Raw genomic sequence first — 18,705 nt, forward strand, 5'->3', positions numbered from 1 at the left:
CTTACTCCACCCGTAAAAATTCAAAAATTGGTTGATACAAGGCATAAGAATAATGATCACAAGCAAATTGCAATAAGGCTGCTGCATCTTGCTCTTGTAAAATAAACTGCCAATCGCGATGCAATTTACAAGCTTCATTTTGGCTCATATCAAAACCTGAGAAATCACCTGTATCATTCCAGTCCTTGAAGACTTGTTTCTGACTGTCTTCAGCTAGAATAAGCTGTGCATCCCGTTCGATCCATTCATAGCGCTTGGCTTTTTCCAGCGGTTTTAACATCAATGCAGCTGGCAACACCACGGGTTGCTGTTGTGCTGTATACCAAAGCTGCAACCATGCTTGCAGATAATCTCGTGCCTGCTGAGAATTTAACCCTTCACAAATCACAGTTTGGTCACTAAATACCACTATACGACGTTGTTCGGTTGCACTGACACTGTCCAACACCACCAACCACAACAGATATTCCAGCCAGACCTTGGCTAAGCGTTTAGCACGTGCACTCGATGGGTCCAAACTCACCCAATCTTGGGTTAACTGTTTAGGTGTGACGCAGCCGATTTGTAAATGTTTAGAGACACGCCAAACCCGTTGTGTAGTTTCCGTCGGTGCTGCGGCATATTGCTGTAAACGCTCCAGCAAACGCTGCTGCTCTAAACGACTTTGCTGCCATGCACTTTGTTGGACTTTTCCAACAGGCAATTGATCTTGCAAAATATTCGGTGATATCGACTCATCATGCTGTTGTAAAAAATGGCGAATGGCATATTTACCCAACCCATCCAACAATAGAGGTTCGTTTTGATCGACCAGTTCAGTTGCAGTTAAATTTTCAACTCCTAATGTCTTTAAATACAACCTTGCAGGGAAAGTAACATCCTGAATCCATTGCTGACTACTCAAAATAGTCATTTCATGCTGCTCAACAGGGTAAGGCATATTGGCCCATGCCTGTCGTTCACCTTTAACTTGCTGAATCTGTGAGGCGACTTTAAACCATTGGTCCTGATATCGAACAGGACGATCCGCCACAAAACCTAAGGGGTCAAATGGCTGTAACCGGTGTAGATAGTAAAGAGGATAAAGCTGCGGTGGGATTTGCAATGCCTCAAACTCACCAGCATCTCCGGTTGGTAAAATAGAACGCTGTTCACTTTGAGCTGATGAAGGTTTCACAATCAAAGCCAAATGATCTCGGAAACCTTGTACCACACTGGATGGCTCTCTGACCTCACCATCGTTGATGTCAAAGCCATTATAAAACAGCCATACTTGTTCTTGTGCCAATAAAATTGCATCTAAAAATGCGCCCTGATCATCTTCCAGACGAGAACGATCACCCAATTGTTGACGCAATGCATCCATCAAATCAAAGGGAATATGACTGTCTCGATTTGGAAATTTACCTGTATCTAGACTCAACAATACAATCAAGCGATATGGAATTGGACGAATCTGCCCAATCTGGCTAAAAGTAATTTGTCCCGTTGGTTCAACTTGGGCTGACTGGTTTTCTAGTGTTTTTTGAATTTCTTCAATGATATAAGGCAAAGGCAAGGAAATTTGGCGTAACTGGGTTTCTGCATCGTCATAATAGCTGGCCAAAGTCAGCATACGTTCTTGTTTTTGAATAATTTCACGAACTGCTTTTAAGGCAACCACATCAGCTTGTTCAAACTCTAATACATCATCTTTGATTCGCTTTAACCATACTTCAACAGGGAAGCGTTGGCCTTGTTCATGTGCAATCAGCCAATCCCGTCGAGTAGATAAGTCATGATAAATCTGAATCAGAATCCCAATCAATTCAAAATCACTTGGCTGCACCAAAGCATAACTCAAGGTGTTTTGCACCATCGCATGTACGGGTACGGCAATGCCGAGAGCCAAACGATCTAAAGCAAATTTAAAGCTATAACGATAGTCTTGATCCTCTGCACTTAAACTATGTTTTAAATGTTCTGCATCTAAACCACGCTTAAAACCAGCATCATTGAGCAATTCCAATATTCGTTGTGTCTGCGAGTAATCCACACCATAGCGTTGTTGCGTTGCGGCAAGATTAAGCCAATCGGCAAACTCATCTTGGATAAATCGACCTTGCGTCAGTTGCAAACGCCCAAGCACTGCACGCCAGGCATTTAATGCATCTAACTGCGCGACCCCTGCAATTTTAACGGGTAAAAAAACTTCATGCTCGTTTGCGACCGCAGGAAAAACACTGCGAATTGAAGGCTCAAGCTCAGCTAAGTTTGGCGTTAAAATCAAAATATCGCTTGGACGGCGAGGTACCGAATCGGTTTCAGCTAACCAATGTACCAGCTGCTCTTTTAACACTTCGAGCTGGCGTATACTGGAGTGACAAACATGAATCTGGATCGACTGATCATCAGGTGCAAGTTCATATTGTTGTGGCTGGGGTTCCACTAAATAGAAAATATCGGATTGAATTTTACCCAGCAAAGTGTCAGGGAAATAATCCTCAAAAGCATCGACCCACTTCCCTTCTTCTCCTGTTGCCAGTTGCGATAATAATGAGAAGTGGTCACGTGCCTGCTTGCCCAGACGTGTCAGTAAAGGATGGCGAGATTCACGATTTAAGGCATTGAAACCGAGACTGAAATTTTCAAAAAATGTAGCAATATCTGCATCACTGGCATTGGGATGTTTAACCAGAAAGCGTTCTTTCACCCCTAAGTCATAGCGTTTTTTCCAGAGAGGATCGACGCTGTCCGCCCAATATTCTTGTGATGGGTTATAGTGCAATATCACCACATCTAAATATTGTCCCAAACGGCGTAGAAATTGTAGCTGGCTCGGCGGTAAATCTAAAATCGTAAATACAATCACCTGATTCGGGAGCTGTGCCAATGCTTGCTGACGTGTCTGTTCATTGTCTAGAAGCTGCCAGAAATCAGCATCAATACCTTGTATTTCTAAAAAATCATCATGGAAATAGTTCTGCCATAGCCAACGTTGCCAAGCTTCAAGCTGCTGAGTTTGATTTAAGGTAAATGCTGAGGTTTCTTGATCTGTTTTAGAAATGAGTTGTTCAATATCTAAAGCGCGATTTTGTCCCCAAGCCGATAGCCAGTTACCTGTACATGTGCAATTGCCTTGACAGGCTCGCTGACAGTGACCCCGATAAATCATATAGTTGCTGAAAAGCTGCGAAACCTGCTCCGCGATCCAATACAACATACTCTGCTTTTTAAGCTGCTTTTCTGTGCCTTGTTGTAATTGGTCTGCACTGTCATAAATGCGCTGTACGATCGAATATAATGGATGGTCTAAAGCAAGTGTATTCTGTTGCGCTTGTATAAAAGGCTGCAGGGCCTGATGAATACGCCATTTTAAGATCAAATGTGGAATATTGGCTTTACGTACTTGCTCTTTATTTTCTAATACCTGTTGATAGGCATACCACTGAAAACCACGAATGCGTTGATGAAATTGATAATTGGCAGTCATGCCTTGCTGTTCAGCAATTTTCTGGGTCAACCATTGTTCTTGTGCGGGGCTCGGTACAATAAAATGCTGGGTTTTAAACACCTGAAATGCGGAGCTACTCGGCTGAGTGATTGATGCCATCACACCTTGCAACAATACATCAAGGCGTTGACTTTGAATAACATGAATCCCCATGCGTTAATGTAACCTCATCAATAAAACAGCAGACTGTTGCACGAAATCGTACACAATCATCACTATACAACTTCAAATCACTATGTCACGCTAAACACACAAGGAAATAAAAAAATTGTTTTGAATTTCACCATTCCATACGATTGAATGTACTATCGAGGGATAGACTTTAGGTATAACTTTATGAAAATTGATAATATTCCTGAATCAATTAATCCAAACTTAAACTTGGAACAGATTCGTGATGAGTGTCTAGAACTCGCTAAAAAGCGTGCATATTGGTCAGCAGGTGCAGCGATTGTACCCATTCCCTTTTTTGATGTCGTTGTTGATTTAGGTATGCTGACACAAGTGATCCCAGATATTAATGCGCGTTTCGGTCTTGCACCTGAGCACATCAGTGTTTATGACCCTGAAACCAAAAAAATTCATTGGGATGAACTACGCAAACGTGGTTTTGAGTTTTCAGGTTTTGTGGTGGCACGTACTGCCATGAAAAAATCATTTAATGGTTTTTTTACCAAAATTGCCACCAAGCAAGTGACCAAGTTTATCCCTTTAGGCGGGCAACTTGTTGCCGCTAGTCTGGGCTACTTTATGATGCGTAAAATTACCGAAGCACATGTGCAGGATTGCTACAACCTTGCAAAACGCATTCAGAAGAAGACCGTTTCAACCTATTAAATAAAAAACGGTCAGTTCATCTCAAGCCGTGTTTTTGCATCACTGTAAATTATTGACCTTTACAGTGATGCAACAGATCAATAAAAAAACCACACAAATACGTTAATATTCACTTAATTTTTTAAGCATTCATAAAGATTGTATTTTTAATCTCCACATCTCGATGATAAACAGATGATGGAGCGTCATTGTGCAAAATAGCCAATCACCTTCTCGTGTCCGTTCAATTTTTAACGTGACCAGCGGGAACTTTCTTGAACAATACGACTTCTTCCTGTTTGGACTCTATGCACAAGCCATAGGCCAAACTTTTTTCCATTCAGACAGTAGCTATGCCGCGCTGATGAAAACCTTCCTCGTATTTGCAGTCAGTTTTCTCATGCGCCCAATTGGTGCTTTAGTACTCGGTCCTTATGTTGATCGCATTGGGCGTCGCCGTGGTCTGATGGTGACTTTAAGTATCATGGCCTTCGGTTCGCTAATCATTGCATTCACACCGAGCTATGCCAGTATTGGATTTGCCGCGACTGTGCTGATTTTCGTAGGGCGTCTTGCGCAAGGCTTTTCCGCAGGTGTTGAACTGGGCGGTGTTTCAGTTTATCTGGCCGAAATTGCCGAACCGCATAACCGTGGTTTTATTACCAGTTGGCAATCGGCAAGTCAGCAGGTTGCCGTCATTTTTGCAGCCGTCTTAGGTTATATCGTCAGTGTAGTGTTTACCAAAGCACAAGTGGATGCTTGGGCATGGCGGATTCCGTTCTTTGTCGGCTGTGCCATCATTCCTTTTATTTTCTGGTTGCGTAAGTCACTGGTTGAAACAGAAGCCTTTGCTTCTCGCAAAGAGCATCCAAGTACTCGACAAATTCTCGCCACATTAGCGGCCAACTGGAAAATTGTGTTGGCAGGTGTATGCATGGTTGCAACCACCACCACGATGTTTTATTTCATTACGGTTTACACCCCAACCTACGGTAAAGAAGTACTACATTTAACACGCACCGAAAGTTTGATCGCCACCATCATGGTTGGGCTGAGTAACTTTATTTTATTACCCCTTGGCGGTCATCTCTCCGATAAGTTTGGCCGCAAGCCTCTCTTAATCGCGACGACTGTATTGATCTTTGTCAGTGCCTATCCGCTACTGACTTGGTTAACACATACGATTAGCCTATCGCACATGCTGATGGTGTTATTGTGGTTCTCATTACTGTATAGCTTTTATAATGGTGCTTTAGTGGTTTCATTGGCTGAAATGATGCCAAGCTCAGTACGGATTGCAGGATTTTCGGTTGCTTATAGCTTTGCCACTTCTATCTTTGGTGGACTCACGCCAATGATAGCGACCTATCTGGTACAAACATCTGGCAATAAGAGCATGCCTGCATTCTGGCTCATGTTTGCTGCCATCACCAGCTTAATCGCGACCTTAATCGTGTTCCGACAACATCGCAGTTACAGCGCACAATTGGCAAATAACAATTAACCTAGGCAATGACAAACAGAAGGCGGATTAATCCGCCTTCAACTGTTTTAAGATCGCTTTCAACACTTCAATTCGGGCTAAATATTTATCATCGGTTGCAATCACATACCACGGTGCATAATCTGTATCGGTGCGCTTAAACATATCCGCAGCCGCTTTGAGATACTCATCCCATTTATCACGGTTACGCCAATCTTCTTCAGTAATCTTAAAGCGTTTATGTGGCGTCTGTTCCCGCGCTTTAAAGCGTAAGGCTTGTTCATCCTTACTAATCGCTAACCAGATTTTCACAATGACGGTTTGGCTATCCACCAAGTTTTCTTCAAAACGGTTAATTTCACTATATGCCCGCTGCCACTCGACCGTAGAAGCAAAACCTTCAATCCGTTCAACCAGCACACGCCCATACCAAGTGCGGTCAAAAATGGCGATCTTGCCACTATCATTCAACTTGCTCCAGAAACGCCACAAATAAGGACGGCGTAACTCATACCGCTCAGGTGCGGCAATGGTGTGAATTTCATACTCTCTTGGATCGAGTTTTTTCACAATTCGTTTGATCGCACCGCCTTTGCCTGCTGCATCCATTCCTTCAAAGGCAATCACCACTTTACGTTCGTCATAACGTAACCGATCTGCCACCTTTTTAGTCAGTTTACTCAGCTCTTCTTTATAATCTTGTTTTTCTAAACCCGCTTTTTCAGGTTCAAGTAAGGCTTTCGGTATCGCAGCTTGCTGCCATTTTTGCGTAACTTTGGTTTGATGCTCAGGTAACTCTTGTAAAGTTTGCAATAAATATTGGGCAAAGCACTGATCACGCAGTTTTTCATCTTCACCATCAACAATAAACCAGTCATCGGTAAAGCGCTGGCTCAAACTTTGCAAAGTATCGTATTGTTTTTTATTGCGCCAATCCAAACCATGCAATTTATGCCATTGCTGTTCAGAAGCATCTATTTGATCTAAACGCTTTTGCAATGATTTCCATGATAAATCAAACCAGACTTTGACAATATGCACATGATTATTCTGCAAATCATGTTCAAAAGCGCGCATTTGTTCCACATAGCCATCAAACAGATTCTCATCTAAAGGCTTCGAAACATGCATCGCAGTAGTGAGTAAGTCACTGTACCAATTGCCAAACATCACTACGATTTGCCCTTCGGCTGGAATAAAGCGCGTATAGGATTGCCAAAAAGCCTGATTATTTGATAAGAGTTGAGGTGCATCGGCTTTCACCCGTAAATAACGTGGATCGAGCCATTCTCGTAATTGTTTAACAGCCTCGCCTTTACCTGCCAACTCGATTCCACTGACTAGAACCAAAACACTTTTGGCATTTTTTTTATCTCGGCTATTCTTTAAAGCATATTGTGCTTCAATCAGCTCTAGCGAAAGTTCATCTTCATCGCGTAATTCAAATGTCGGTTGTTGTTTACTCATCTTTTTTTGCTCTAAGCGGCTCATTATTCAAATTAAAAAAGAGTATAGTCAAAACCAAGGCTTATCTCAGAAAAACCCGTGTACAATTTCTGTAGATTCCTGTTTCAACATCAGCACAGTGACCGATTATTAAACATTTAGAGTTTATGCTGTCATGGTTCTTGGTTATGATGCAGCCTATGATTTTATGGTTTTATTTTCTTTGAGTTCGAACATGTCAAAACTCGCTGCATTTGATAATCTTTTATTACAATATCAAACTTTGAATTACCACCAAGATCCTGTGCTTGCACAGAGATTGCATGAAGTACAGGCATGGATGAAAGAGCGTATTGCACAAACGCATGCTGAGTTTTTTGCTGAACCTCAAAATCAACTCATGGCCCAGTATTTTTTAAATCGTTTGTATGGTGGACCAGACTTTGATGCAATGGCGCAGCAAATCGAACGCCTGCTGAAATATGCACATAAAGCTGAAAGTCTTTTGCCAGAAAATGCCATCAAGACAGGCACAAAATCGGTCAGTTTGGCAGTCCTTGCTACACAGTTGGATGAACAAGTCGCGGTACAGCTGTTGCAGGATTACTCTCCCGACACACCGTTAACTGATGAAATCATGCGTCAAACCTTAGTTAAACTTGATCAAGGCGATGCGCGTTATGAACAGTTACAACTGCTTGATGAGCTAGGCCTTACCCTTGATAAATATATGCGTTCAACCATGATGTATGCCGCTTTTAAAATGTGTAAAGGCATTGCGCATAAATATCAATTTGATCGTATGTACGAGTTTATCCAAGAAGGTTTCGCAGCCATGAAACCAATGAAGTCAGCTGCAACCTTTATCAAAACCTTCAGCGAAAAAGAGCGTGAAATTATTGAGAAGGTACATGCTGGACATCCAAATCCATTCCGTAACTAAAGTTTAGATGATTGCTCTGCAACCTTAACGCTTGGGGTTGCAGAGAAAAATGAGTCTTTTCAAATCTTAAGAAAAATTAAAACCCTTTTTAGAAAGTGACTTTCTGTATATTATTCATATCAATTACAGCTGAAACCCTGTAAAAAGATACAAAATCTGTCATCATGCTTGCTGATTCGTGCCGCTAGAGCGAAAGTTTAGGAGAAAACAATGTCTAACGAAAACCAACAGCCTACCCCAGAAGTTGAGCAAAACCCAAGTTCAGACAAAGTCAGCCCTTTCTTAAACACGCCCCTTCCACAAGGCACACCACAAGGTCAGCAGCAACCGATTCAACAAGGTGCAGCACAGACCTCAACAGCTTCAATTCCAAAATATAACTTACCCCGTGGTGCCAATACTGGTAACGTCGGTGCAACCACACACTTTGGTTATCAAACCGTAAATAGTGATGATAAAGCACAGAAAGTTGCTGAAGTATTCCATTCGGTTGCCAGCAAATACGACATCATGAATGACCTGATGTCTTTTGGTATCCATCGTATCTGGAAACGTTTTGCCATTAATATGTCAGGTGTTCGTCGTGGTCAACACGTGCTTGATATCGCAGGCGGTACAGGCGATTTAGCCAAAGTATTTAGCCGTGAAGTTGGACCTCAAGGTCATGTGGTTCTTTCAGATATTAACGAATCAATGTTAAATGTAGGCCGTGACCGTCTGATCGATGCAGGCTGCACCAACGTTGATTTCGTGCTTGCCAACGCTGAAACGCTCGAGCCATTTGCAGACAACAGTTTTGATTTAGTCACTATCAGCTTCGGTCTGCGTAATGTGACCGATAAAGATGCTGCTTTACAAGCCATGTACCGCGTGCTTAAACCAGGTGGTCGCCTGCTTATTCTTGAATTCTCTAAGCCTGTATTTGAGCCGTTCTCAAAACTTTATGACTTCTATTCATTCACCGCATTGCCGATCATGGGCAAACTGGTTGCCAATGATGCTGAAAGCTATAAATATCTTGCTGAATCAATTCGTATGCACCCAGACCAACGTACACTGAAAGGTATGATGGAAAATGCGGGCTTCCAAAGCTGTGACTACCACAACTTAACGGGTGGTATTGTTGCTGTTCACCGTGGATTCAAACTTTAAGGCTTAAGATATGTGGTCGATTTTAGCACTCGGTGCAGTCGAGCGTATCATTCATCATGTGATTGATTTGGATGCGATTACTCGCATTCAACTTAATCAACTACAAGGTCAATTATTACGTGTTGTGATCGACAGTCCACAACTCTCAGTTGATGTTTTTTTTGATGAAAATAGAGTTCGTCTAGAACCGACCGTGACTGGACAAGGTCAAACCCCTTCTCTCTTTGAACAGCGTCCATTTGATCCTCAATCTAAAATTACGACTGCAACCGCAACATTACATGTTGAAAATACGGTTGAGCTGGTTAAATTACTGCTCAGTGATATGGATCAAATTGGTAATATCCCATTGCAAGGTGATTATCACCTATTGCAGGATATTCAAAAAATCATACAACAGGCTGAGCCTGATCTCGCAGCACATTTGTCACCTTGGATTGGCCCGCAACTGGCACATGAGCTGGGTAAAGTTCAACTTGCACCCAAGCATTTGAGACGCTCACTACAAAGTCATTTATTTTTTGTTGAAGATGCCTTAAAAGAAGATAGCGGTTTATTTGCCCCACGTTGGCAAATGGATGATCTCAATCGAGAGACCCGCCAACTCAATCAGGAAATTGATCGTTTGGAAGCCAAGCTTCAACAACTCAATACTCAACTCAATCCATCCAAGCAACCCACACAAGACTAGGTAAGACTTTATATGATTCCGCATGTTACACGGTTACTCGAACTTTGGCGTATTGCAGCACACTATCGCCTTGACACCTTGTTCCCTGCGGAAGAATTACCAGTAAAAGCTCGTCATGCATTAAGCCTGATTAAAATGCATCCTGCAGCTTGGTCAAGTCGTGAAAAAAAGAACCCGCTTAAGCTAAAAGAAGCCCTTGAGGATATGGGTCCCTTAGCGATTAAGCTCGGCCAATTGCTATCTACGCGTCGTGACTTGATTCCACCTGAAGTATTATCACAACTGGTGTTATTGCAAGATCGTGTCAAACCGTATGACACTCAGCTAGCCAAACAGCGCATTCAAGAATCACTCAAAGCAGATGTATCAACCTTATTCTCACGCTTCGATGAGCAGCCGCTTGCCGCAGCCTCGATTGCACAAGTGCATACAGCAGCTTTGCATGATGGTCGTGAAGTTGTCGTTAAAGTCACTCGCCCCGATATTCGCAGTCAAATTTTACAAGATTTTGAGATTCTGGCTTGGCTTGGCGATTGGTTGGAAAATCGCTTAGAAGCAGCGCGTGCCCTGCATTTATCAGAAATTATTCAAGACTATCGTCAAATCATCTTAAATGAGCTTGATTTGAGTCTGGAAGCAGACAACACCCGCCGTATGCGTCACTACTTTACTGGCTCAAGCATGATGTACGTGCCAGAAGTCTATATGGACAGTAAAGACGTCATGGTGGCGGAACGCATCACAGGTGTCCCGATTTCGGATATTGCTACCTTTGATCGTTTAGGTATGGATCGTGCGGATCTGGCGGAAAAAGGCTTAACCATTTTCTTCACCCAAGTATTCCGTGACAACTTCTTCCATGCGGATATGCATCCAGGCAATGTCTTTGTCGAGACCATTAACCCAAGCAATCCACGTTTTATCGCGTTGGACTGTGCAATTATGGGTGAATTGTCTAAGCACGATCAAATGACGATTGCTCGTATGCTACTGGCTGTGATGAACAGTAACTTCATGCAATTGATTCAAATTGTGCATCAAGCAGGCTGGATTCCACCGGGTACAGATCAAGATGCCCTATCCCGCGAAATGCGTCGTACCGTTGGTCCGATGGTTTCCAAACCAATGGATCAACTTGATTTTGCAGGCATTTTGATTCAGGTGATGGATATTGCCCGTCGTTTCCATTTAGAAATTCCACCGCAGTTGATGCTGTTACTCAAAACCTTAGTGCATGTTGAAGGCCTAGGAACGGATCTTTACCCACAACTCGACATCTGGAAACTGGCAAAACCAATTCTGACCGAATGGGTCAAAGCCAATATGAATCCAGTCAAAAATGTGAAAGAACTGGGACAGCAAATTCCAGATCTATTACTTGGCGCACAAGATATTCCAGGTTTATTAATTGACAGCTTAAATGGTCTAAAAAACCAATCGGCTTGGCACGACAAACAATTGCGTGAACTTCAGCAAATGCGTTTGCAAATGCAGCAACAGCAACGTCGTAGCTGGATATTTGGCAGTACCATGGTGATTTTACTCACCATTGCCATTATTAGCCCGTGGTTTATTTCCATTGTGTTGATTGTGCTGAGTAGCCTATTAGCATTCTGGCGAATCGTGAAATAAACTATTCTGTTTTGCATTGAAGGCCGTATTTTTAAATACGGCCTTTATTGTTTTAAACGCTACCTCCATCCAAATCCTGATGAAAACTCAATTCATTTTTATAGTTTAGGAAAGTTTTAACTCCAACTTAGGCCATTCTCACTCAAAAGCTTCTCATCATTTTGTAGATATACGATCATGCATCCCTGTGCGACGTGCCACAGCAAGATACTAAGGTGAATCGACACATATTTTAAAGGAAGAGAACATGGGTTTAAGAAATAGTATTCATAACTATGGCTCGATTGCAAAATGGCTGCATTGGAGCACGGCATTATTGTTTTTATGCGCTTATTGCAGTGTCTATTACCGACATTGGTTTACCGAAAAAGGTACACCTGAAAACTGGACAGCATTACAGCTTCACCTTTCCGTCGGCATCAGTATTGCCATACTCATTATCCTTCGAATTATTTGGCGTCTGAACAATCCACAACCCCAATTAGAGCCTGCTAGCCCAGCTGCGACTTTTGCAGCGCATGCAGGGCATTTTGCCCTATATGCCATTATGGTCATTGCACCTTTAACAGGTTATTTGGGTACGAGTGTAAATACCGAGTTCTTTTTCTTATTTGAAATTCCCCAATTTGAACACACAAGTCTGTTTCAAAACTTGATTGCTCAAGGCTTAGGCTTGAGCTTTGAAGAGTTCGAGATCCCGATTGATTTTATACATAAGCAAATTCTTGGAAAATGGCTGATCTGGATGCTGATTTTAGGACATGCAGGCGCTGCTCTGTATCATCACTTTGTGAAAAAAGATCGTACTCTCCTCAAGATGACTACGGGGCAAGATCAACCTAAATAAACAACCTGTAGCTTCGTTGTGCATCAGATTTTCTTTTTTAAAAAGTCTTTCAGATCAGTTAAGATGCTGTTTGAGTACATTTCATAAAGACTTTAAAAGAACAAACAATGAAAACACTTCATTTTGCCATTATTGGTGCAGGCACAGCAGGCCTCGCAACCGCAATTTTACTTACTCGAGAAGGCCATCAAGTTACGATTTTTGAACAAGTCGATGAACTTTCTCCCGTGGGTGCAGGTTTGTTGCTGCAACCTGCTGGCTTAGCTGTATTTGAGCATCTAGGTGTACTCGATCAGGCTTTAAAATTAGGTGCCAAAGTCACAGGACTGGAAGGCCAACTTCCGAATAAACGTCTGTTGGTGAATAGTCACTATCATCAAGCAGGCAGCAATCTCTATGGTCTCGGTATTCACCGCGCCACCTTATGCTATGTCCTAATCCAAAAGCTAAAAGAATATTCCAGTCATCTGACTTGGCGTATGAGTCATACAGTTGATCGTATTCAAGAAAATACACATGAAGTGCGATTATTCGGCACTCACCAGCAACAAAGTTTTGATGCCTGCTTCGATGCTGTACTGATTGCTAATGGTGCACGCAGTCAATTGCGCCCTCCAGCATGGGTGAAAGTCGATCAGGCTTACCCATGGGGAGCTGCATGGAGTATCGTGCCTGAGTGTCCAACACTCGATCCTGAAATTCTGCATCAATTTTATGATCGCTCCAAAATCATGATGGGCGTGTTGCCTACGGGTGCTATACCAACAGCACCTCAGCAACGACTTTCTAGTGTGTTCTGGAGTTTGCCAACCTCGCAACTACAATCATTCTTAAAAGATGAGTCGGCAAAACAGCAGTGGTTAAAACAGGTGGCCGATCGTTGGCCTGATGTCGCGGAATGGTTAAGACGGTTAATCTCAAACGAATACAATCAACCACAATGGTTATCCGCTCAATATCGGGATGTGGTGATGTCTCAATTTGGGCAAGGTCGAATTGGCGTCATCGGTGATGCTGCTCATGCCATGAGCCCTCAACTGGGCCAAGGTGCTAATATGGCGTTGTTGGATGCATGGGCCTTTTCACAGTCACTACAAGCAGCAAAACAAAATCAGCAAATGGATTGGTCAATGCTGTGGCAGCACTATCATCAACATCGTGGTTCCTCGACCCAGTTCTATCAATTTTTAAGTCGTCTACTCACCCCACTGTATCAATCTGATCATTGGTGGGCAGGTGGCTTACGTGACTTAACCTTCCCGTGGATGTATCAAATCCCCTATTTTCGCAAAGAAATGGCAATCACCATTTCAGGCTTAAAAACAGGACTATTTCAGCAACTTGATTATCAACAAGTGGCGCAATATGCTGACAAAGATCATGTTTCCAATACTAAAACGGAATCACTACCTGAATATGAATAAGAGCGGTTTAATATGAAAATTCGTCATTTAGATCATTTGGTTCTGACCGTTGCAGATATTGAGACAACTTGTAAGTTCTATCAATCAGCCCTGAATTTTGAGGTCATTCATTTCGGTGAAAACCGCAAAGCACTGCAATTTGGCAATCAAAAAATCAACCTGCATCAAGTGGGCAAAGAGTTTGAACCCAAAGCACTTCGCCCGACTTCTGGTTCGGCAGATCTGTGTTTTATTGCGGAAACGCCACTGAATGAAGTAATTGCACATCTTCAAGCACAGCAACTTGAAATCATTGAAGGTCCAATCGAAAGAACGGGTGCGATGGGAAAAATTTTATCGGTTTATTTAAGAGATCCTGATCAAAATTTGATTGAAATTTCAAACTACTAAGAAACCACCTTTATTTATAATCTATCGGGATATTTTGCAGTTGCAGATGAATATCCCAATGATCCGGCTTATTTTTTATTTCCCACCAATTTGCACCAGTATCTAGCCATTTTGTACGATGAACTTTTACTGATTCTTTTGTGCAGTCCTCATACCCAAACTCAGCACCACAGCAAGCACATATCATAAAGTTAGGTGTTTTCCCATCGTCCCCCCATGGTGCTTCGAATTGAATAAGTCCACACACTCTACAAGCCAGATTTCCATGATTTTTCAATACTGAACCCCAAAATTTTACCCAACACTCAATTAATACGGATTGAAAAAGTTTTACTTAAAACAAGTAAGTTAATTCCTATTTATAACAATATAAACTTCACTCTATCAATCTCATGCAAAAACCGCATAACCGATTTTTTACCCAACAAGCATAGCCAACCCTTGCCACAACCGCTACACTAGCTGCTCTCCACTCAATGGATTTTCACTCATGTCAAACTGGTTAGATGAAGTTAAATTTGATTCCAATGGTCTTGTTCCTGCCATTGCACAACATCATCAAACTGGTCGAGTGTTAATGGTTGCGTGGATGAATCGTGAGGCTTTACAACTGACGGCTGAAAAAAATCAGGCCGTGTATTACTCACGTTCACGTCAAAAACTCTGGCATAAAGGCGAAGAATCAGGACACTTTCAAACCGTGCATGAAATTCGTCTGGATTGCGATGCAGATGTGATTATTCTACAGATTGAACAACATGGTGGTATTGCCTGCCATACTGGTCGTGAGTCTTGTTTCTATCGTAAACTCACCCCACAAGGCTGGGAAATTGTTGATGCTCAGCTTAAAGATCCAAAAGCGATTTACGGTGCATCAGCTAAAGTTGAAGCCCATGATCATGGTCAAAGTGAACAAGTTGATGTACTCAGCTATTTAGGTCGCTTAATGCAAGAGCGTAAAACAGCTGAATCTGATAGTTCTTATATCGCCAGCCTGTATAAAAAAGGCATCAATAAGATTTCAGAAAAAGTCGGTGAAGAAAGTATTGAAAGTATTATTGCTGCCAAAGATTATGCAGTTCTAGCTTCACTGGAAAATAAACATGATCTAATTTATGAAGTGGCGGATCTATGGTTCCACAGCATTGTGATGTTAGGTTATTTCGATCTTGAGCCACAAGTGGTGCTGGATGAGTTAGCACGTCGCCAAGGCTTATCTGGTTTAGTTGAAAAAGCCAACCGTAGTCAAGAAGCGTAATCAGAGCCTGTGTCAAATATAGAAAAACCCAAAGCCACCTATGAGCAAGCCATTGCCATAGACAATGCTCGTCTCGGTCAATCCTTTAAAGTGATTGCCTATGCTGGCACAGGAAAAACCACAACATTGCAAATGATCAGTGATGCCATGCCTGAACGGCGTGGCATGTACTTGGCATTCAACAAAGCCATCGCTTCAGAAGCACAAAATAAATTTCATGGTAATGTAAACTGTCGAACCTTTCACTCGCTTGCATTTCGCAGTGCACCGCGTGGCGTGACCGACAAATTACGCTTACCACGCTTAAGCCCAAGTTTCATTGCTAAAGAATATCGCCTGGAACCCATAACGCTACGTCGCCTCATGGGTGGGCGTTACGAAAAATACGTGTTGATGCCAAGTCGTTTGGCCAGCTTAGTTGCCAATGCAGTGAGCTACTTCTGCTCAACCAGTTCACAGTATCCAGCTCCTCGGCATATTCAGGCACCGAGCTGGTTACATCTGGATGATATCGAAGCTTTACAACAACATCTCTACCCTGCGGTGGAACGACGTTGGCTCGAATCAATTGATCCAAATCATCAAGCAGGTATTGGACACGATATCTACTTAAAGCTTTGGGCTTTATCAGAACCAAATATTCCTGCGGATTACGTGTTGTTTGATGAAGCACAAGATGCCGATCCACTGATGCTTGGTATTTTACTGCGTCAGAAAAGTACCCAAGTGATTTATGTCGGTGATGCACACCAGCAAATTTACGCATGGCGTGGAGCAATCAATGCCATGCAGCAAATGCCATTGCCTGAAAGTCGTTTAACCACCTCTTTCCGTTTTGGCGATGCCATTGCAGATGTCGCCAACAGCTTGCTTGGCGCATTAAATGAAACCGTGCCCCTACTTGGTAATCCAAACCAAAAATCAAGTGTGGTGAATAAGCCCCATACCAAGATGCGCGATGCAATTCTATGTCGGACTAACGCCCGTGCAATGGAGCTATTACTTTCTGGTCTTGTCAATGGTGATAAAGTCGGCTTACAAGCGGACCAGCAGAAACTGAGTCGTTTTGTCGATGCAGCAAGTTTATTGAAACAAGGCAAACGAATTACCGATGTTCCTGAGCTGGCTTGGTTTAACTCTTGGCATGATGTACACGAATATTGTGAAACCAATGATGGCAGTGATATCAAGCCCTTAGTCAAACTGGTTGATGATCATGGTACCGATCCACTTAAGAAGGCTCTGGCAAAAATCACCCCGATTGAACAGGCAGATTATGTAATTTCAACTGCACATAAAGCCAAAGGTTTGGAATGGAATCGTGTGCATATCGAAGACGATTACCAATTTAAAATAAATGGACTAGAACATAAAATTACAGATGAAGAGCTAAGACTACTTTACGTGGCCTGTACGCGTGCTAAAGTAAGTTTAAATATTCATCATTTATACGACTTAATACAACAATTAAAACGGTGCGCCCCCTCAAGTCTTCGTCAGTCAGCAGGTTAAAGCGCTTATGATTGAGGTCAGCTTATGCAACTTGAATCGGTTCTCTTTAAACACATCGGGATGTTTCGGGATTTAAATCTCGAGTTTCAACCTGAGCAATATCCTATTACCCTAATTTTGGGTGATCAAGCCACAGGCAAAAGTACAATTTTAAAAAATATCTATCAAAGCCTGACTTGGTTTTCTGCACGTTATAAGGATATTCGTACTGCAGGTGTGGTGATTGCTGATCAAGATATTATGCTAAATCGCTTACAGGCAAAAATTCAAATTCAAATTCGTATGAGCAGCGAACTGAGCGGTACGATGACAGAAAGTAGTTCATCACAACAGACCGACACGCAAACTTGTGCATGGAAACTCTATAAAACATTTAACAGTCAAGGCGTTGGGATTAGCCAAGTTGAGACCCAACAGCTTGATCAAATGGTCACCCTATATCAAAAAACAGGGCTGCAAGATCCTTTATTTGGACTCCCACTGATTGCCTATTATCCTGCCGAACGTTTTGTCCAAGACATCAATTTGCAAAGTAAAAATACCCCAGGGACATTACAGGAAATTTCGGCCTACGATTTAACCGCTGTGCCCTATACGACCTTTGCCCGTTTTTTTGAGTGGCTGCGTGAAATCAGCGATGTCGAAAATGCACATTCAGCCCATATTGTTAGGCGTTTAATGGGCAATGATTTTAATCAACAAAATCAATCAGAAGTACTGCAAGAATTACAACAGGAATTGGTCAATCATCCAAAACAGTTGTCTGCACCCAATCTCTATGCCTTGAAAAATAGCCTGCATGCCGTTTTTCCTGAATTAAATGATATTTACATTCAGTATGTTCCAAAACTGCAATTGATGGTGCGCTACCAAGACCAACTGATCCCATTTCAACAATTGTCGGCCTCTCTCAAAGCATGGATTGCTCTGGTAGGAGACGTGAGCCGTCGACTATGCTTATTAAATCAGCATTGTTTTAACCCATGCTTAGAGGGTGAAGGTATTTTGATGATTGATCAAATTGATCATCAACTCGATCAGAATAACTGTGCTGAAATTCTTGAACGTTTACATCAAGCATTCCCTCGTCTGCAAATCATTGCCACAGGTAATCGCGATGCGCTACTCGAACATGCTGTTCATTACCAATGCCTAAAACTCGATCAAAAAGGTGCCTATCAACTCAATTTAGAAGCATCTCAACAACAGCTTTCAGATTTATATAATGAATTAACAAAAACTGAAGCCACTGCTTCTGATCAAGCCCAGACTTTGCTGCAATCTGATCTCTTAACCCATAAAGTTGATGATTTATTCCAGCAAATTCAGGAGTTAAACGAACAAGAAAAGAGCGACTTACTCAATCTACTCAAGATTGATGACACACCTCAAGAAACCCCTTTATGAAAGATTAGATGGAGGGAATATTGAAATGTTTTCAATAAATTATGTTGTTTGTTTCATGTAATATCATCGAATATTTATTGATATTTTATAGTAAAATAAATCGTATTTTTTATTTTCAAGTTGTGCAATACAACTTGCTGCCTCCGTTAACTTGATTGGGCTTCAAGATTTAAAGTTTTTGGTATTCTCTTTGAGTGCCTGTAAGTCTTGA

At 42.1% G+C, this 18,705-nt stretch carries 15 protein-coding genes; 12 read left to right on the plus strand and 3 right to left on the minus strand.

The window, feature by feature from the left end; translation table 11 throughout:
- Position 1 precedes the first annotated feature (1 nt).
- Positions 2 to 3,646, minus strand: coding sequence for an exodeoxyribonuclease V subunit gamma (locus tag FPL17_RS12285; RefSeq protein ID WP_159885314.1), 3,645 nt, complete (start codon positions 3,644 to 3,646; stop codon positions 2 to 4).
- Between the two features lie 183 nt (positions 3,647 to 3,829).
- Between FPL17_RS12285 and FPL17_RS12290 the strand changes: the two genes are divergently transcribed.
- Positions 3,830 to 4,330: a hypothetical protein gene (locus FPL17_RS12290; protein WP_151715563.1), complete on the plus strand. Its 501-nt coding sequence runs from the start codon at positions 3,830 to 3,832 to the stop codon at positions 4,328 to 4,330.
- 190 nt (positions 4,331 to 4,520) lie between these two features.
- Positions 4,521 to 5,813 carry an MFS transporter gene (gene tcuC, locus FPL17_RS12295; RefSeq protein ID WP_159885316.1) on the plus strand — a complete coding sequence of 431 codons (1,293 nt, stop codon included), beginning with the start codon at positions 4,521 to 4,523 and terminating at the stop codon, positions 5,811 to 5,813.
- Between the two features lie 27 nt (positions 5,814 to 5,840).
- Here the strand turns inward: tcuC and pap are convergent, their stop codons facing one another.
- The gene (gene pap, locus FPL17_RS12300; protein ID WP_159885318.1) at positions 5,841 to 7,259 is read right to left on the minus strand and encodes a polyphosphate:AMP phosphotransferase; all 1,419 of its coding nucleotides are present in this window, start codon (positions 7,257 to 7,259) and stop codon (positions 5,841 to 5,843) included.
- Between the two features lie 214 nt (positions 7,260 to 7,473).
- Between pap and FPL17_RS12305 the strand changes: the two genes are divergently transcribed.
- The 7 genes from FPL17_RS12305 to FPL17_RS12335 all read left to right on the plus strand — a co-directional run bounded on the left by FPL17_RS12305 (position 7,474) and on the right by FPL17_RS12335 (position 14,317).
- The gene (locus FPL17_RS12305; protein WP_167515367.1) at positions 7,474 to 8,181 is read left to right on the plus strand and encodes a DUF8198 family protein; all 708 of its coding nucleotides are present in this window, start codon (positions 7,474 to 7,476) and stop codon (positions 8,179 to 8,181) included.
- 210 nt (positions 8,182 to 8,391) lie between these two features.
- Complete coding sequence (gene ubiE, locus FPL17_RS12310; RefSeq protein ID WP_151715566.1) at positions 8,392 to 9,333, plus strand: bifunctional demethylmenaquinone methyltransferase/2-methoxy-6-polyprenyl-1,4-benzoquinol methylase UbiE; 942 nt, start codon at positions 8,392 to 8,394, stop codon at positions 9,331 to 9,333.
- Between the two features lie 10 nt (positions 9,334 to 9,343).
- Complete coding sequence (locus FPL17_RS12315; protein WP_159885320.1) at positions 9,344 to 10,024, plus strand: ubiquinone biosynthesis accessory factor UbiJ; 681 nt, start codon at positions 9,344 to 9,346, stop codon at positions 10,022 to 10,024.
- Positions 10,025 to 10,036: 12 nt separating this feature from the next.
- Positions 10,037 to 11,656 (plus strand): ABC1 kinase family protein, encoded by a 1,620-nt coding sequence (locus FPL17_RS12320; protein WP_159885322.1) that lies wholly within the window; start codon positions 10,037 to 10,039, stop codon positions 11,654 to 11,656.
- Positions 11,657 to 11,903: 247 nt separating this feature from the next.
- Positions 11,904 to 12,503 carry a cytochrome b gene (locus FPL17_RS12325; protein ID WP_151715569.1) on the plus strand — a complete coding sequence of 200 codons (600 nt, stop codon included), beginning with the start codon at positions 11,904 to 11,906 and terminating at the stop codon, positions 12,501 to 12,503.
- Between the two features lie 107 nt (positions 12,504 to 12,610).
- Complete coding sequence (locus tag FPL17_RS12330; protein ID WP_159885324.1) at positions 12,611 to 13,927, plus strand: FAD-dependent oxidoreductase; 1,317 nt, start codon at positions 12,611 to 12,613, stop codon at positions 13,925 to 13,927.
- Between the two features lie 12 nt (positions 13,928 to 13,939).
- Positions 13,940 to 14,317 carry a VOC family protein gene (locus tag FPL17_RS12335; RefSeq protein WP_159885326.1) on the plus strand — a complete coding sequence of 126 codons (378 nt, stop codon included), beginning with the start codon at positions 13,940 to 13,942 and terminating at the stop codon, positions 14,315 to 14,317.
- Between the two features lie 10 nt (positions 14,318 to 14,327).
- On the opposite strand, the gene FPL17_RS12340 is transcribed toward FPL17_RS12335, so the two are convergent.
- Positions 14,328 to 14,594 (minus strand): hypothetical protein, encoded by a 267-nt coding sequence (locus FPL17_RS12340; protein WP_159885328.1) that lies wholly within the window; start codon positions 14,592 to 14,594, stop codon positions 14,328 to 14,330.
- Between the two features lie 213 nt (positions 14,595 to 14,807).
- Here FPL17_RS12340 and hisIE point away from each other — a divergent pair, with 213 nt between their 5' ends.
- Genes hisIE through FPL17_RS12355 form a run of 3 tightly spaced genes read left to right on the plus strand, consistent with a single transcriptional unit; the run spans position 14,808 to position 18,494 of the window.
- Entirely contained in the window at positions 14,808 to 15,575 is a 768-nt protein-coding gene (hisIE, locus tag FPL17_RS12345) for a bifunctional phosphoribosyl-AMP cyclohydrolase/phosphoribosyl-ATP diphosphatase HisIE (protein ID WP_159885330.1), read from the plus strand.
- Between the two features lie 9 nt (positions 15,576 to 15,584).
- Positions 15,585 to 17,087, plus strand: a complete 1,503-nt coding sequence (locus tag FPL17_RS12350; RefSeq protein WP_005314969.1) for a UvrD-helicase domain-containing protein — start codon at positions 15,585 to 15,587, stop codon at positions 17,085 to 17,087.
- A gap of 24 nt (positions 17,088 to 17,111) precedes the next feature.
- Positions 17,112 to 18,494: an ATP-binding protein gene (locus FPL17_RS12355; RefSeq protein WP_005210176.1), complete on the plus strand. Its 1,383-nt coding sequence runs from the start codon at positions 17,112 to 17,114 to the stop codon at positions 18,492 to 18,494.
- Positions 18,495 to 18,705: the final 211 nt, after the last annotated feature.

Origin of the sequence: Acinetobacter dispersus (assembly GCF_009884975.1) — a bacterium.
Taxonomy (GTDB): Bacteria; Pseudomonadota; Gammaproteobacteria; order Pseudomonadales; family Moraxellaceae; genus Acinetobacter; species Acinetobacter dispersus.

Coding starts and splice junctions, on each gene's coding strand:
- hisIE (WP_159885330.1), top strand. CDS start 14,808: ATGTCAAACTGGTTAGATGAAGTTAAATTTGATTCCAATGGTCTTGTT.
- FPL17_RS12290 (WP_151715563.1), top strand. CDS start 3,830: ATGAAAATTGATAATATTCCTGAATCAATTAATCCAAACTTAAACTTG.
- ubiE (WP_151715566.1), top strand. CDS start 8,392: ATGTCTAACGAAAACCAACAGCCTACCCCAGAAGTTGAGCAAAACCCA.
- FPL17_RS12355 (WP_005210176.1), top strand. CDS start 17,112: ATGCAACTTGAATCGGTTCTCTTTAAACACATCGGGATGTTTCGGGAT.
- FPL17_RS12330 (WP_159885324.1), top strand. CDS start 12,611: ATGAAAACACTTCATTTTGCCATTATTGGTGCAGGCACAGCAGGCCTC.
- FPL17_RS12315 (WP_159885320.1), top strand. CDS start 9,344: ATGTGGTCGATTTTAGCACTCGGTGCAGTCGAGCGTATCATTCATCAT.
- FPL17_RS12305 (WP_167515367.1), top strand. CDS start 7,474: ATGTCAAAACTCGCTGCATTTGATAATCTTTTATTACAATATCAAACT.
- FPL17_RS12285 (WP_159885314.1), bottom strand. CDS start 3,646: ATGGGGATTCATGTTATTCAAAGTCAACGCCTTGATGTATTGTTGCAA.
- FPL17_RS12335 (WP_159885326.1), top strand. CDS start 13,940: ATGAAAATTCGTCATTTAGATCATTTGGTTCTGACCGTTGCAGATATT.
- pap (WP_159885318.1), bottom strand. CDS start 7,259: ATGAGTAAACAACAACCGACATTTGAATTACGCGATGAAGATGAACTT.
- FPL17_RS12325 (WP_151715569.1), top strand. CDS start 11,904: ATGGGTTTAAGAAATAGTATTCATAACTATGGCTCGATTGCAAAATGG.
- FPL17_RS12320 (WP_159885322.1), top strand. CDS start 10,037: ATGATTCCGCATGTTACACGGTTACTCGAACTTTGGCGTATTGCAGCA.